Annotated in this window: 15 protein-coding genes; 12 read left to right on the plus strand and 3 right to left on the minus strand. The window is 43.7% G+C overall.

Going from position 1 to position 14,529, the window contains the following annotated elements; all coding sequences use genetic code 11:
• Positions 1–366: 366 nt before the first annotated feature.
• The 7 genes from ACRC32_RS26920 (at position 367) to ACRC32_RS26950 (ending at position 8,386) form a co-directional block, all read left to right on the plus strand.
• On the plus strand, positions 367–2,406 hold the full coding sequence (locus tag ACRC32_RS26920) for an aconitate hydratase (protein WP_438556853.1): 2,040 nt from the start codon (positions 367–369) through the stop codon (positions 2,404–2,406).
• 155 nt (positions 2,407–2,561) lie between these two features.
• Positions 2,562–2,909 carry a polyribonucleotide nucleotidyltransferase gene (locus tag ACRC32_RS26925; RefSeq protein ID WP_438556884.1) on the plus strand — a complete coding sequence of 116 codons (348 nt, stop codon included), beginning with the start codon at positions 2,562–2,564 and terminating at the stop codon, positions 2,907–2,909.
• Between the two features lie 168 nt (positions 2,910–3,077).
• On the plus strand, positions 3,078–3,356 hold the full coding sequence (locus ACRC32_RS26930) for an acylphosphatase (protein WP_438556854.1): 279 nt from the start codon (positions 3,078–3,080) through the stop codon (positions 3,354–3,356).
• Between the two features lie 220 nt (positions 3,357–3,576).
• On the plus strand, positions 3,577–4,647 hold the full coding sequence (locus ACRC32_RS26935) for a 3-deoxy-7-phosphoheptulonate synthase (RefSeq protein ID WP_438556855.1): 1,071 nt from the start codon (positions 3,577–3,579) through the stop codon (positions 4,645–4,647).
• Positions 4,648–4,660: 13 nt separating this feature from the next.
• On the plus strand, positions 4,661–5,644 hold the full coding sequence (locus ACRC32_RS26940; protein WP_438556880.1) for an alpha/beta hydrolase family protein: 984 nt from the start codon (positions 4,661–4,663) through the stop codon (positions 5,642–5,644).
• A 246-nt stretch (positions 5,645–5,890) separates the two neighbouring features.
• Positions 5,891–7,333 carry a RecQ family ATP-dependent DNA helicase gene (locus ACRC32_RS26945; RefSeq protein WP_438556856.1) on the plus strand — a complete coding sequence of 481 codons (1,443 nt, stop codon included), beginning with the start codon at positions 5,891–5,893 and terminating at the stop codon, positions 7,331–7,333.
• 15 nt (positions 7,334–7,348) lie between these two features.
• Positions 7,349–8,386 carry a threonine aldolase family protein gene (locus ACRC32_RS26950; RefSeq protein WP_438556857.1) on the plus strand — a complete coding sequence of 346 codons (1,038 nt, stop codon included), beginning with the start codon at positions 7,349–7,351 and terminating at the stop codon, positions 8,384–8,386.
• Positions 8,387–8,424: 38 nt separating this feature from the next.
• On the opposite strand, the gene ACRC32_RS26955 is transcribed toward ACRC32_RS26950, so the two are convergent.
• The 3 genes from ACRC32_RS26955 to ACRC32_RS26965 all read right to left on the minus strand — a co-directional run bounded on the left by ACRC32_RS26955 (position 8,425) and on the right by ACRC32_RS26965 (position 10,578).
• Positions 8,425–8,826 carry a fasciclin domain-containing protein gene (locus ACRC32_RS26955; RefSeq protein ID WP_015156623.1) on the minus strand — a complete coding sequence of 134 codons (402 nt, stop codon included), beginning with the start codon at positions 8,824–8,826 and terminating at the stop codon, positions 8,425–8,427.
• Between the two features lie 130 nt (positions 8,827–8,956).
• Positions 8,957–9,823: a metal ABC transporter permease gene (locus tag ACRC32_RS26960; protein ID WP_438556858.1), complete on the minus strand. Its 867-nt coding sequence runs from the start codon at positions 9,821–9,823 to the stop codon at positions 8,957–8,959.
• Positions 9,823–10,578, minus strand: a complete 756-nt coding sequence (locus tag ACRC32_RS26965) for a metal ABC transporter ATP-binding protein (protein ID WP_438556881.1) — start codon at positions 10,576–10,578, stop codon at positions 9,823–9,825. Before ACRC32_RS26965 ends, ACRC32_RS26960 begins: the two co-directional genes overlap by 1 nt.
• Positions 10,579–10,732: 154 nt before the next feature.
• Between ACRC32_RS26965 and ACRC32_RS26970 the strand changes: the two genes are divergently transcribed.
• The 5 genes from ACRC32_RS26970 to ACRC32_RS26990 all read left to right on the plus strand — a co-directional run bounded on the left by ACRC32_RS26970 (position 10,733) and on the right by ACRC32_RS26990 (position 14,475).
• Positions 10,733–11,833 (plus strand): metal ABC transporter substrate-binding protein, encoded by a 1,101-nt coding sequence (locus ACRC32_RS26970; RefSeq protein ID WP_438556859.1) that lies wholly within the window; start codon positions 10,733–10,735, stop codon positions 11,831–11,833.
• Between the two features lie 3 nt (positions 11,834–11,836).
• Entirely contained in the window at positions 11,837–12,778 is a 942-nt protein-coding gene (locus tag ACRC32_RS26975) for an urease accessory protein UreD (RefSeq protein WP_438556860.1), read from the plus strand.
• Between the two features lie 81 nt (positions 12,779–12,859).
• On the plus strand, positions 12,860–13,162 hold the full coding sequence (gene ureA, locus ACRC32_RS26980; RefSeq protein WP_438556861.1) for an urease subunit gamma: 303 nt from the start codon (positions 12,860–12,862) through the stop codon (positions 13,160–13,162).
• A gap of 82 nt (positions 13,163–13,244) precedes the next feature.
• Positions 13,245–13,889 carry a class I SAM-dependent methyltransferase gene (locus ACRC32_RS26985; protein ID WP_438556862.1) on the plus strand — a complete coding sequence of 215 codons (645 nt, stop codon included), beginning with the start codon at positions 13,245–13,247 and terminating at the stop codon, positions 13,887–13,889.
• 70 nt (positions 13,890–13,959) lie between these two features.
• Entirely contained in the window at positions 13,960–14,475 is a 516-nt protein-coding gene (locus ACRC32_RS26990; protein ID WP_438556863.1) for a hypothetical protein, read from the plus strand.
• The last annotated feature ends 54 nt before the right edge of the window (positions 14,476–14,529 follow it).

The raw sequence follows: 14,529 nt of genomic DNA on the forward strand, positions 1-14,529 counted from the left end.
CGTTACTAGCCTATCGAACTGTAGCGATATGACTGCATAAATTCATATCGAAACTACAACATATAGCCGACCGGAAAGATCGGAAATTGCCGAAAATCTTACCTTGAGAAGATGCGCGATCGCCTGAATATACTTTTGCATATATTAATAACTGTAACTGCTAAGTAGTATGAATCGACAGAAAATAGCAGGCAAAAAAGAAACAAAGTTTATCTTTAATTCTTACCATTCATTGACTAAAAGTTGCACCTGATACAAATTTCTAATTTTTGACTTTTGTACGGGCGGGTTTAAATCGTAAATTACTGATAATTCATCTGAAATTGAGAAATAAATTCGCCCCTACTTGACTTTTTCATAGGAGCCATGATGCCAATGAACGTCACTCAAAAACTGATTCAGTCTCATTTAGTTGAGGGAAAAATGATTCCAGGGCAGGAGATTGGTCTAAAAATCGATCAGTCTCTGACCCAAGATGCTACGGGTACGATGGTGATGCTGGAGTTGGAAGCTTTGGGAATCGATCGCGTCAAAACAGAACTTTCTGCCCAATATGTAGACCACAATTTGTTACAGACAGATTACAAAAACGCCGACGACCATTTATTTCTGCGTTCTGCCTGTCAGCGATTTGGTATTTGGTACAGTCGCCCTGGAAACGGTGTCAGTCATCCCGTCCACATGGAACGATTCGGTATTCCTGGGAAAACTCTGATCGGTTCCGACAGCCACACCCCCGCCGCTGGTTCTTTAGGAATGTTAGCTTTTGGGGCAGGTGGAATTGACGTAGCTATGGCAATGGCAGGGGAACCGATGTATCTCAAAATGCCGAAAGTCTTGGGCGTGAAGCTTACAGGAAAGTTGCCCGACTGGGTAAGCGCCAAAGATGTCGTGCTAGAGATGCTGCGGCGCTACGATGTCCACGGCTGTCGCAATACAATTATCGAGTACTACGGATCGGGGCTGGAAAACTTGAGTGCAATGGATCGGCACGTTATTGCCAACATGGGTACGGAAATGGGGGCGACAACGACGGTATTTCCATCCGATGCTGAGGTAAAACGGTTTTTAGCTTCCCAAGGACGGGGTGAAGATTGGGTGGAACTAATCGCCGATGCTGGCGCAGAATACGACCTTCATGACGAAATTGATTTATCTGAATTAGTCCCCCTGATTGCCTGTCCCAGCAGTCCTGGGAATGTCGTCCCCGTGCGAGAAGTGCAAGGCAGATCGGTACAGCAAGTGGTAATTGGTTCTTCCGCAAATCCAGGCATACGAGATTTTTGGATTGTGAGTCAAATTGTCAAAGGTAAAGCAGCAAGCGATCGCGTTTCCTTTGATATTAACCCTACCTCGCGCCAGGGAATCGAGAATTTAGCTGCTATGGGAACGACTTTCTTAGATATAATCCACGCTGGGGCGCGGTTTCATCAAGCGGGTTGTCTCGGTTGTATTGGTATGGGACAAGCCCCCGCCTCAAATCAAATTTCTTTACGCACGTTTCCCCGCAATTTTCCTGGGCGATCTGGAACTGCTGACGATCGGGTATATTTGTGCAGTCCAGAAACAGCAGCAGCGGCAGCTTTAACAGGGGTAATTACAGATCCGCGAGATTTGGAACAAATCTATGGCATGAATTATCCTCAATTTGTTGCTTTAGAAAAAGAGATTGTTAATACAGAAATGCTCGTACCACCTCCTACAGACGGGAGTAAAATTGATTTAGAAAAAGGACCAAATATTAAATCCTTGCCAGATTTTCCAGAATTGCCAAATTGGGTTACTGCTCCCGTTTTACTTAAAGTTGGTAACAATATTTCTACTGATGAAATTATGCCAGCAGGGGCGCGAGTTCTACCATTTCGTAGTAACATTCCTGGGATTAGTCAGTTTGTCTACTATATGGTGGATGAAATTTTTGCGGAGCGAGCTAAAGTTGCTCAGAAAGAATATGGCGGTCATGTCATCGTTGCAGGCGACAACTATGCCCAAGGTTCGAGCCGAGAACATGCCGCGATCGCACCCAAATATTTAGGACAAGTAGCGGTGTTAGCTAAGTCCTACGCCCGAATTGGGTGGCAAAATTTAGTTAATTTCGGTATTATGCCGCTAGAATTTGTCAATCCTGATGATTACGACACTATCGATCGCGATGATGAAATCGAAATTATAGGATTGCGCGATGCCTTGACTTCTGGACAACCAATTGTGGCTAAAAATAAGACAAAAAATCTTGTTTATGAAATGACTCATAGCATCAGCCCGCGTCAAATTAATATCCTTTTACATGGAGGTGTAATCAACGAATTTAGGGAAAAATTGAGCGATCGACAAGATTTAAGCGAAGATCCTAGCATTTCTGCCAAGCAAGAATCTTTGGCTGATAAACAGGATGTATTGGGGTAGTTAGTAGTTGGTAGTTAACCCTTCTCCCCGTTCGATCTCATTCTATTTACCGATCGCTATTTATAACTCTTGGAGGAGATAGCAATCAAAACTTCTATGACAGACTACGGATTAATTCAGTAAAAAAATCTTGCCCGACCGTTAGGAGAAAGATTATGGGTATAGGCGATTTTTTTAAAAACATTCCTGGTGTAGGCGATCGCAGACGAGATGACGATCGAGACGATCGAGATCGCAACGACGACGATCGCAGATATCGCAATCGCGACGAAGATGGGGACGACGATCGCGAGTACAGATATCGTTCGCGGGTAGAAGAAGAACGAGAATATAGAGATCGGTACGACGAAGAGGATGACGACGACGACGATCGCAAATATAGAAGGCGCGATCGCGACGATGACGATGACGATCGAGAGTATAGAAGTCGCAGTCGGGATGACGATGATGACGATCGGGAATATCGATCTCGCGATCGCAATGATGACGATGATGATGACTAAAACCGTCGTTTTGAGTCTGAGCTAGATTGCAGCACCATTTTTGCTTAGAATGAACCAAGTAAGGCTTCGTTTGGCGTTAGCTTCCCAGTTAGCGCCATTTTTGTTGAGATCGTTTGCTTTCGGAAAAAACTATTCTGTTGTACTAAAAAAATACATTTGCGATTACCCATGCAAGATCGACTTCGCGCCCATGTATTCGTTTCTGGTAGAGTCCAAGGAGTGGGCTACCGAATGTCAACTGCCCAGATGGCTGCTGAGATGGGGTTGCATGGCTGGGTGCGCAATCTACCAGATGGGAGAGTAGAAGCCGTATTTGAAGGAACGAGAGAATTGGTAGCAGAGGCGATCGCGTGGTGTCGCCAGGGAAACCCCCCTGCTGTTGTTAAAGACGTGGCGGTTGAGTACGAGACACTAGAAGGGTTACGCAAGTTTGAGATCCGACGTTAAGTTAGCAAGTAGAGGCAGCCGTGCGCTACTGTTTAGGTTTATGACAGGTAATAACAGCGATGTGGAAATCGCGATCGCGCCTGGTGTAGTCTTTTTTAGACCATCTAGAACGCTTAGGGGAATTTTTCTGCCAAATTGTTTCATCTGCCTCTATTGAGAAAATACTATACTGAATATTGGTTTTCTCTGTTGTCGTTCTTCAAAATAGGTAATTTTTACTATGCAAGATCGTATAGCTGATATCCGTATTGATAATTCACATATCTTAATAACTCCGAAAGAACTAAAAACAAAGTTACCTTTAACGGAAAAAGCAGAAAAAACTGTCCTCCGCTTTCGGAAAGAATTAGAAAATATATTAGATGGTATAGATAATAGAAAGTTTATTGTAGTTGGTCCCTGTTCTATTCACGATGTCGCAGCAGCAGAAGAGTATGCAGGGAGATTAAAAAATTTAGCAGACAAAGTTCAAGATAAATTTCTGCTGATTATGCGCGTGTATTTTGAAAAACCTCGCACGACAGTAGGATGGAAAGGATTGATTAATGACCCCGATATGGATGATTCTTTCCATATTGAAAAAGGTCTGCATTTAGCCCGGAGCTTATCATTAAAGCTGGCGGAAATTGGCATTCCTGCGGCAACAGAAGCACTCGATCCAATCGTACCGCAGTATATCAGCGAACTCATGTCTTGGGCGGCGATCGGTGCAAGAACAACTGAATCACAAACGCACCGAGAAATTGCTAGTGGGCTATCGATGCCAGTAGGATTTAAGAATGGGACTGATGGTGGGATTCAGGTAGCTCTCAATGCCCTCCATGCAGCGAGTACACCTCACAATTTTTTGGGAATCGATCAAAGAGGACGAGTGAGCGTTTTTAAAACTAAAGGAAACGCTTACGGTCATATTATTTTACGGGGTGGTGGTGGCAAGCCTAATTACGAGACTGCCCATGTTAAGAAAGTAGAAGAGAAGTTAAAAGAGGCAGGTTTACCTCTACGAATCGTCATCGATTGCAGCCACGGTAACTCAAACAAAAATTACAAATTACAAACTGTAGCCTTTAACGATGCGATCGCGCAAATTGTAGAAGGAAATACATCAATTCTAGGGATGATGTTAGAATCTCATTTGTATGAAGGTCATCAGTCAATTCCGTGCGATTTGTCAAAATTGAAATATGGTATTTCAGTGACAGATCAGTGTATCGGTTGGGAGCAAACTGAGGAAATTATTTTGGCAGCTCATGAGAGATTAAGTAAGGAGGCGATCGCGGTAGGTGGTTGAAAAGCAAGATGTCATGAATATTCGAGCATTTTTCCAAGCTGCCAAAATTGAAGATGCTTCTTCCCCCTATGACACGATTCACCTGAAGGTTTTCTACCCAGCCCATAGCTCGGGCAGCGATCGAGAACGGGATCTGGGTATCGTTCCTGCTGATTCTCGCCATTCTCCATTTCAGGTTGTTATTCTGTTCAACGGCATTAACTGCGGTCCCGAACTGTATCAGTGGCTGGCTGTTAAATTGTCAGAGCGCGGACTTGTGGTTGTGACATTTTCTTGGATTGCTGAAAATTTACCTGGGATGGTGGCTCTCACTCCAGGTGTTGACATGAAAATGTTAGCTCCAAATATGTACGGTCAAGGTCCAACAGCTTCTGCTTTGCCAACACTGCTAACGGCGTTAGAGCGTTTACAAGCTGAAGGGGTTTTGGCTGGCTTGCTCGACCTACAACATATTATTCTGGGCGGGCATTCTGCTGGAGGTAGAGTCGCAATTGAAAGCGCAGATTCACAATTTTTTCCACAAGTTGTAGCTGCTTTTGCTTATGGTGCTCATACAGCGGCGATCGTTCAGTTAGGGTATGCATCTGGCACAATCCTACCCCTACCTGATTCTCTACCACTATTGTTGATTGGCGGAACCCGTGATGGGGTGATTGCGAATAGCAGCCATCGCTATGGAGTGACTTGGGAACAAGCGACAACTCCTGTTAGGCGTACCTTCCAAGAAGCGATCGCAGGTGGCAGAAATGATAGTTATTTGTTGCTTTTGGAAGGAGCCAACCATTTTTCTATTGCCGATCCTTTCGATTCCACCACAGGCAGACCATTTCTGGACTTTCCAGCTACTCAACCAGAAGATCAACTGAGAAATTTCATGACGGAAGCAATTGGTTTATTTATTGATGCTCATGTCCGTTTGCAAACAACAGCCCTCGATACTTTGAATCGACTACTAAATTCTACCCATCCTTCGATCGCGTCCTTCGAGCGAAAGTAGCTCGGATAAGATCTGCCGTGTTGGAAAACCTGTCATTTCAAATGCCAAGGAAAGCTTAAGGCTTTTATCAGAAATTACTATCAAATTTGAATGAATCAGGTTGTACCTTAGTGACGAATAGGTCTAGGTGCAGTTGTTAGCAGTTATACAATTCGCTCGATCGCATGGACTGCTTCTGCTACGATCGTGATTGGCTTATCCGTCAGTTAGCAGTTATATTCAGAGTCAAAAAATTGCTCGATACCTATGAATGACTCTGAATCTGGACAGCATATTCACTCTAAGTTACAGCAAATTTGGGGATATTCAGATTTTCGTCCACCCCAAGGGGAAATTATTCGTAGTATATTATCAGGGCAAGATGCTTTGATAATTATGCCCACGGGTGGGGGTAAGTCAATTTGTTTTCAACTTCCAGCACTACTACAAACAGGTTTAACTATAGTCGTTTCACCTCTAGTAGCGTTGATGGAAAACCAAGTTAAAGAATTGCGCGATCGCCATCTTCCTGCTGCTTTATTACACAGTGAACTACCAAAAGATAGTCGATTTAAAACTCTACAGCAATTAGAACAGCAGCAGTTAAAATTAGTCTATTTATCGCCAGAAACTTTACTTAGTAAACCGATCTGGGAAAGGCTATCTCAACCGCAATTACACATTAATACTTTAATCTTAGATGAAGCTCATTGCTTATCTCAATGGGGAGATACATTTCGTCCAGCTTATCGCCGTTTAGGTACAGTGAGATCGGCTTTACTTCAGTCTAAACCAGTTGGAACAAAAATCGCGATCGCCGCCTTTACTGCAACTGCCAATCCGACAACTCAGCGGACAATTCAGCAAGTCTTACAACTACAACAACCAGCAATTTTTCGTCAAAATCCCTACCGTTCTAATCTGCATCTTCAGGTAAAAATAGTTTGGACACCTAAAGGACGGAAACAACAATTAGAGAAATTTATTCAGTCACAACAGGGGGAAGCTGGATTAGTTTACGTGCGTACCCGCCGCGATAGCGAAAGTTTAGCAGAATGGTTAATGCAACGAGGATATGTGACTGCGGCTTATCATGCCGGCTTAAATCCAGAAGAACGTCGTAGAATTGAAGCTAGCTGGTTGAATGGAGAAATGCAATTTGTTGTCTGTACCAGCGCGTTCGGAATGGGAATCAATAAACCTAACGTGAGATGGGTGGTACATTTCCACTCTCCCTTATTATTATCAGAATACGTGCAGGAAGTTGGACGTGCTGGCAGAGATGGAAAACCCAGTATTGCATTAACGTTAATTAGCGAACCTACAGGATGGTTAGATCCAGAAGATAAGCAGCGTCAGCAGTTTTTTGAAACCAAAATGCGATCGCAATATTTATCAGCACAGCAATTAGCAAAAAAACTTCCAGTTAAGGGAGAAGTAGAGGCTGTAGCACGCAAATTTTCGGATGGTGCGATTGCGTTATCTCTCCTCCACAGTGCAAATTTGTTAGACTGGCAAGATCCATTTCATTACACGATCCGTCAACCAATTAAACTACAACCACCTAAACAATTTCTTGCCGTACAGCAGATGACTCAGTATCTTACAACGAAACAGTGTCGCTGGCAGTATTTGTTAAAATGTTTTGGTTTTAGTCAAGAATTACCATTTTCAGGTTGCGGACATTGCGATCGATGTAAAAAACATTAATTATGTAGATAGATTATGGTAAACAATCCAGAACAATTTGCCAGCGATAACTATTCTGGAATTTGCCCAGAAGCTTTAGAATATATGCTTAAAGCTAATGCAGGGAGTTCGCCTGCATATGGTAACGATGAATGGACGCAAAAAGCTTCGGATTATTTTCGGCAAATCTTTGAAACTGACTGCGAAGTATTCTTCGTCTTTAATGGTACAGCCGCTAATTCACTCTCTCTAGCTGCACTTTGTCAGTCTTACCATAGTGTCATTTGTCACGAAGTTGCACATATTGAAACTGATGAATGCGGTGCGCCAGAATTTGCTTCAAATGGTTCTAAGTTATTACTAGCCAGAGGCGAAATGGGTAAGCTAAACCCAGCATCAGTAGAAGCAATTGTCAGCAAACGTGCAGATATACACTTTCCCAAACCTAAAGTTATCAGCTTGACACAAGCTACAGAATTAGGAACTTTATACTCTATTGACGAACTTTTAGCAATTCAAGAAATTGCCCAAAAATACGACTTAAAAATTCACATGGATGGCGCACGCTTTGCTAACGCTGTCGTGGCGATGAATAAAACTCCAGCCGAAATTACTTGGAAAAGTGGTGTTGATGTCTTGTGTTTTTGCGGAACGAAGAATGGTACGGCAATGGGTGAAGCAATTATCTTCTTTAATAAAAGCTTAGCAGAAGACTTTGCCTATCGCTGCAAGCAAGCAGGACAATTAGCATCAAAAATGCGATTTATTTCCGCACCTTGGCTGGGTTTGCTAGAGACAGGTGCTTGGTTAAGAAATGCGCGTCATGCTAATGAGTGTGCGGCATATTTAGAAAATCAACTTTTAAATATTGATGGTGTAGAAATTCTATTTCCCAGGCAAGTCAATGGTGTGTTCGTACAGCTATCAGAACATACCATTAATCAATTACGTGCCAAGAACTGGCAGTTCTATACTTTTATCGGCGCTGGTGGTGTAAGATTTATGTGTTCTTGGGGAACGACTAAGGAAAGAATCGATCGGTTGGTTTCAGATATTAAAACGTCGATCGCCTGATGTAGAGACGTTACATGTAACGTCTCTACAGATATAAATTACCCCATCAAAATCACGCGATTAATTACATGAATCACGCCGTTATCAGCTTCAATATCAGGTGCTAATACTGTGGCATTTTTGACTTCAAAGCCATCAGTACAATTAATCGGAATTGGCGAACCTTCCACCGAAATGACAGAATCGACTTTTGCTAAGTCAGCTTGCATCAACTTACCAGAAACAACATGGAAAGTTAAAATTCTTGCTAATTGAGGAATGTTTTGTAGTAAGGTTTGAATAGTTCCAGGTGGTAGTTGTGCAAATGCTTCATCGTTAGGTGCAAACACCGTGAAGGGACCAGGACTTTTGAGGGTGTCTACTAACCCTGCTGCCTGTACTGCCGCTACTAAAGTATTGAAAGAACCTGCACCCACAGCAATATCGACAATGTCAGCCATGTATCTTACCTAGAGTATAAAAAAATGCTCGTATAGCAATTACCAATTACGAACATATCATAGGTAGGGACGCATAGCCGTCCGCTCCTATAAGATATATATTATTCAAATGATAGAATTGACTCTACTATTATTCATTACTCAACTGCTTGGTTTTCACTTGTCGCCAACGCATAAAAACCCCATAATTGGGACTGAATAAAAAAGCCAGGGCAAATAATCCTGAAACAACTAGGACGATCGCGGGACCGGATGGTAAGTTAAAAAAGTAACTGAGATACATGCCGCTAATACTAGAAACAATCCCAATCGCCGCACCTAAAATCATCACTTGATGCAAGCGAGTTACTAGCAAATAGGCAGTTGCCCCAGGTGTAATGAGGAGGGATAATACTAAAATCACGCCTACTGCTTTCATGCTGGCGACAATTGTTAAAGCAATTAACAACATTAAGCCAAAATTCAGCTGATTCACTGGTAAGCCAGCAGCTTGAGCGCCTAGCGGATCGAAAGTATAAAATAGGAGTTCTTTGTATAAGAGAAAAACCACAATTAATACTACAGTGGCAATAATCGCCGTGTCGCGGACATCATCAAAAGTTACGCCGAGAATGTTGCCAAATAAAAAGTGATTGAGATCGATTTTATTCTGCTTCTGAATTGTCGTAATTAAGGTAATTCCTAGTGCAAAAAAAGCTGAAAAAACGATACCCATCGCTGCATCTTCTTTGATCGGCGATCGCGTGCGTATCCAAGCGATTAGCAGCGTACTAATTACCCCAGCAATAAATGCACCAACAAAAATATTTGCCCCAACTAAAAAGGCGATCGCGAGTCCTGGTAGTACGGAGTGACTGATGGCATCGCCCAATAAAGCCAAGCGTTGTACCATCAAGTAACTGCCGACGACAGCACACAACAAACCGACAAGAATCGCAACGACAAGCGATCGCTGCATGAATCCATACTGCAACGGCTCAATCAGTGCCTCAAGCATTAAGCAGCAGCTCCACTAAAATACATCACCTTACCACTGTAGGCGCGATAAAGATTATCTTCAGTTAACACTGAAGCGCGATCGCCTGTAGCAATTATCTCGCGATTGAGCAAAATCAAATCGTCAAAGTGCTGAATCGATTCTCCCAAGTCGTGATTCACAACTAATACGATTTTTCCAGCTTGGGCTAATTCGTGGAAAACATCAAAAATTACAGTTTGGGTTTTTTGGTCGATTCCTACCAATGGTTCGTCAAAGCAAAATATTTCTGCTTCTTGAGTCAAAGCCCGTGCCAAAAATACTCGTTGCTGTTGTCCTCCCGATAGCTGTCCGATGGGACGATGTTTATATGCGTCCATTCCTACCCGTTCTAATGCAGATTGGGCGACTTTACGACTGACAGTAGAAAAACGCTGAAATAAACCCGTTTTCTTGACTCTGCCCATCATCACCACATCCCACACCGTAGCAGGATAAGTCCAGTCAATCTGCGATCGCTGGGGAACGTATGCAACTTTTTCCAACTGCTGCACCAAAGGCTTGCCCTGGTAAAGCACGTTACCGCTAGACAAAGGAACCAGTCCCAACATTGCTTTGATGAGAGTACTTTTACCCGCACCATTGGGACCAAAAACTCCGGTCAGTCTTCCAGGTCGCACCGTACAGTTGACATCGCGTAGTGCTTCTTGCGTGCGGTACTGCACTCCTAAATGACTGATATTAATATTTGCAGCGCTGGCGATATTTATATCCATTTTCTGTACGTTCGCAGCAGTTGGCACAAACCCATGAGTATTTATTCTGGGCTGGAGTTTCAAATTAAAAGTTTTCATAACACTAACTTTTTTTGTCTACTTTGAGCATACTGTAAAAATGAAAAGAATATGAAAACATCTATAAAAGGAAATAATGTTGAAGATAAGTGGGAGTAATGGTACAGGGAGCAGAGAGCAGGGAGCAGGGAGCAGGGAGCAGGGAGCAGAGGGGCAGAGGGGCAGAGGAGCAGAGGAGCAGGGGAGCAAATACCAATTACCAACTACCAACTACCAACTACCAACTACCAACTACCAACTACCTCTCGCCTCTTGCCTGTTACCTCTTGTCCTTCTATTCAGTTGTAGCCAACCAGATGCAAGCCGCACCACTCCAGGGATAGAAAAGCCGCGAGTGGTGGCGACTAGCACCATCATTAACGATTTGGCAGAACGGGTAGGAGGAGAAGAAATTCAACTGCGGGGAATTTTGAAGCCAGGGGACGATCCCCACGTTTACGAACCAGTCCCAGCCGATAGTCAGGCATTGGAAGATGCAGACTTGATTTTGTATAACGGCTACAATTTGGAGCCAGGACTAATTAAGCTGATGAATGCGGCAGGATTGAAAGGGCGTAAATTGGCTGTGGGGGAAGTTGTGAAACCTTTACAGCTAGACAAAGGCAAAGGGGAAATCGTCCCCGATCCTCATGTTTGGGGCGATGTGGAAAATTCAATTCAAATGGTGAACCGAATTCGCGACGCTTTGATTGAATTGTCACCGGAAGATAAAGAGAAATTTACTCAAAATGCCGCACAACTGATCGCCCAGTTGCAGGAATTAGATACTTGGATGGCTCAGCAAATTCAAACCATCCCCGCAGAACGACGAAAACTAGTTACGACGCACGATGCGTTTCAATACTTCGGTCGCGCCTACGGAATGGCGATCGCCGGGACTCTAATTGGGATCAGTACGGAAGAACAACCCAGCGCCCAAACTATCCAAAAATTAGTCGAAGCTGTGAAAAAAGCTGGAGTTCCTGCCATTTTTGCTGAAACCACAATTAACCCTGCTTTAATTACTACTGTTGCTCAGGAGGCGGGAGTCAAATTAGCACCGCGCCAACTCTACTCTGACTCGATCGGCGCTGCTGGTAGTAATGGAGATTCGTATATCAAAATGATGGTAGCAAATACGCAAACGATTGCAGAAGCACTGGGAGGAAAATATCAGCCATTTGAGGAGGGTAGGTAATCTATGTATCAAGATACTGCGATCGCCAAAAATATTCCTTCTAGCTGGCATGGCAATTTAGATATCGTGTATGCTCTGCGTAACGGTAAGACACAACCAATAAGCGATCGCGTTCAAGCACCGTTAAAAGTGCAGCGTCCGTTTTACCCAGAAGGAGACATATGCCATACTGCTATCTTGCACACGGCTGGGGGAATTGTGGGCGGCGATCGCCTTTCAATCAACCTGCAACTCCAACCGCGATCGCAAGCTTTAGTCACGACAACAGCCGCGAGTAAAATTTATCGCAGCAACGGCTTACCAGCCAGACAAACAGTTGAGATTCAGATCGATGAAGGTGCTTGTTTAGAGTGGTTGCCTCAAGAAACAATCGTCTTTAACGGGGCAAATTATCGCCAAGACTTGCGCGTGGAATTAACCCCAGGTGCTAGCTGGTTGGGCTGGGAAATTACCAGATTTGGACGCAGCGCTAGAGGAGAAAAATTTTTACAAGGAGAATGGCGATCGCATACTGAAGTATGGCAACAAGGACAACCTTTATGGATCGATCGGCAATGGTTGCCAGGAGAAGAAGCGGTTCTCAACAGTCCCCACGGCTTAGCCGGACATTCCATTGTCGCCAGCCTTACCTGGATCGGATGCGAAGTCTCACCAGAATTAGTGGTGCAAGCGAGAGAATTATGGGGACAAGGTTCGGGAGTCGGGAGTTGGGAGTCGGGAGTCGGGAAAAGAGAGCTGAGGGAGCTATGGAGGCTGGGGGAGCTGAGGGAGAATTTAATTCCGAATTCTGGAGTCACTCGCCTCCCACATGGATTATTGTGTCGTTACCGTGGCTCTAGTTCGATCGAAGTACGACACTGGTTTACATCTGTGTGGCAGTTACTGCGCTTATCATTATTAGACAGGTCTAGCTGTTTACCTAGAGTTTGGCAAATAGGCAAGTGAGTCATGAGTCGTGAATCGTGAGTAACAAATGACCAATGACAGCCATAACGCCAAATATAACGAGTTAAATAGGAAGAAAAAATGCAACTTACGCCGCAGGAAAAGGATAAACTACTCATCTTCACCGCTGCTTTGGTAGCAGAACGCCGTAAAACTAGAGGATTAAAACTAAATTATCCAGAAGCAGTTGCGTACATTTCTGCCGCTATTCTGGAAGGTGCGCGAGAAGGACGTACCGTCGCCGAGTTGATGAGTTTTGGCGCAACTCTCCTGATGCGAGATGAAGTCATGGAGGGTGTACCGGAGATGTTACATGAAGTCCAGGTAGAAGCAACATTTCCTGATGGGACAAAACTAATTACCGTCCACAACCCGATTCGTTAGGTAGAAACGAGTGGAAAAATAGCTTTACACTTCGTAATTTTTTCTACACTGAGAAGAGTAGAGGTATTGAAACACTCGAATTATGATTTTGCGCCCTCACGACCGGATCAAGTTAGACGATACTAACGACCAGCAGTTCTATTCCTTTCCTCGATTTGTCACCCATGTAGACGACAATTTCATTCAACAGCTGACTCAGCTTTATCGAGAACGCCTCAAACCCCAGACTCGAATTTTTGACATGATGAGTAGCTGGGTGTCTCACCTTCCAGAGGAAATAGAATTTGCTCATGTCGAAGGACACGGGATGAATGAAGAGGAACTAGCCCGTAATCCTCGATTGCATCGTTATTTCGTGCAAAATCTGAATCAGAATCCCAAATTTTCGCTACCAGACCAAGATTTCGACGCAGTTTTGAATACTGTTTCGATACAATACTTGCAGTATCCAGAAGCAGTGTTTAACGAGATTCATCGGATTCTGAAACCGGGCGGAATTGTTATCATCAGCTTTTCCAACCGCATGTTTTACCAAAAAGCAATTCAGGCTTGGCGTGATGGGACAGAATCAAGTCGGGTAGAATTAGTCAAACAGTATTTTCGAGCTGTGCCAGGATTCTCCGAACCCGAACTTATTGCCCATCAGTCCGGCACTAATAATTTCATCCAGTGGTTAGGTGTCGGTGCGAAAGATCCGTTTTACGCTGTCATTGCCCAACGCATATAAAATCTTCCGAAACTAAAGCAAGCGATCGCCAGAATAAATGATAAGTGTAAAGAATCGAGCAGGAGGCGTTATGTTTTTTCATCAAGGGCGTAAAATTTTAGTGGCGTTAATGCTGTCATTGTTGCTATTTACTACAGCATGTACGGCTACAGAAACTCCAGGGCGGTTTGACCAAGCACAACAGGTCAGCAATCAGCAAAAAAGCGGTCAAGCAGTAGTCAAAGAAGCGACTCAAGGCAGCGAGTTCAATCGATTTTTCCCAGCCGCTAGCGGGGAATTTCAACGAGTTTATACCCAAGAGAAAAAAGGTTTTGCTGAGGCAAAATTGAAGAAAGGTGGTAGAGATATGGCAATGCTGTCTATTTCCGATACTAAAAGCTTGCCCACTGCCGCAGCAAAGTTTAAGACGAGTACGAAACAGATTAACGGTTATCCTGCTGTAGAAGTTGGGACGACACAAACAGCAGTATTAGTCGGCGATCGCTATCAAGTTAAAGTTTTATCTCGCGATCCCTCCTTTACAGCTAGCGATCGCGAAGCGTGGTTAAAGAAATTCAACCTCAATGGACTCTCAAAATTGCAATAAATTAGTCATTCCGCGATCGCAAATGACAAATGACCAATGACAAATGACTAATCA

This window comes from Chroococcidiopsis sp., assembly GCF_051657925.1.
In the GTDB taxonomy this organism is placed as follows: domain Bacteria; phylum Cyanobacteriota; class Cyanobacteriia; order Cyanobacteriales; family Chroococcidiopsidaceae; genus Chroococcidiopsis.

Coding starts and splice junctions, on each gene's coding strand:
- ACRC32_RS26920 (WP_438556853.1), top strand. CDS start 367: ATGATGCCAATGAACGTCACTCAAAAACTGATTCAGTCTCATTTAGTT.
- ACRC32_RS26925 (WP_438556884.1), top strand. CDS start 2,562: ATGGGTATAGGCGATTTTTTTAAAAACATTCCTGGTGTAGGCGATCGC.
- ACRC32_RS26930 (WP_438556854.1), top strand. CDS start 3,078: ATGCAAGATCGACTTCGCGCCCATGTATTCGTTTCTGGTAGAGTCCAA.
- ACRC32_RS26935 (WP_438556855.1), top strand. CDS start 3,577: ATGCAAGATCGTATAGCTGATATCCGTATTGATAATTCACATATCTTA.
- ACRC32_RS26940 (WP_438556880.1), top strand. CDS start 4,661: ATGAATATTCGAGCATTTTTCCAAGCTGCCAAAATTGAAGATGCTTCT.
- ACRC32_RS26945 (WP_438556856.1), top strand. CDS start 5,891: ATGAATGACTCTGAATCTGGACAGCATATTCACTCTAAGTTACAGCAA.
- ACRC32_RS26950 (WP_438556857.1), top strand. CDS start 7,349: ATGGTAAACAATCCAGAACAATTTGCCAGCGATAACTATTCTGGAATT.
- ACRC32_RS26955 (WP_015156623.1), bottom strand. CDS start 8,826: ATGGCTGACATTGTCGATATTGCTGTGGGTGCAGGTTCTTTCAATACT.
- ACRC32_RS26960 (WP_438556858.1), bottom strand. CDS start 9,823: ATGCTTGAGGCACTGATTGAGCCGTTGCAGTATGGATTCATGCAGCGA.
- ACRC32_RS26965 (WP_438556881.1), bottom strand. CDS start 10,578: ATGGATATAAATATCGCCAGCGCTGCAAATATTAATATCAGTCATTTA.
- ACRC32_RS26970 (WP_438556859.1), top strand. CDS start 10,733: ATGTTGAAGATAAGTGGGAGTAATGGTACAGGGAGCAGAGAGCAGGGA.
- ACRC32_RS26975 (WP_438556860.1), top strand. CDS start 11,837: ATGTATCAAGATACTGCGATCGCCAAAAATATTCCTTCTAGCTGGCAT.
- ureA (WP_438556861.1), top strand. CDS start 12,860: ATGCAACTTACGCCGCAGGAAAAGGATAAACTACTCATCTTCACCGCT.
- ACRC32_RS26985 (WP_438556862.1), top strand. CDS start 13,245: ATGATTTTGCGCCCTCACGACCGGATCAAGTTAGACGATACTAACGAC.
- ACRC32_RS26990 (WP_438556863.1), top strand. CDS start 13,960: ATGTTTTTTCATCAAGGGCGTAAAATTTTAGTGGCGTTAATGCTGTCA.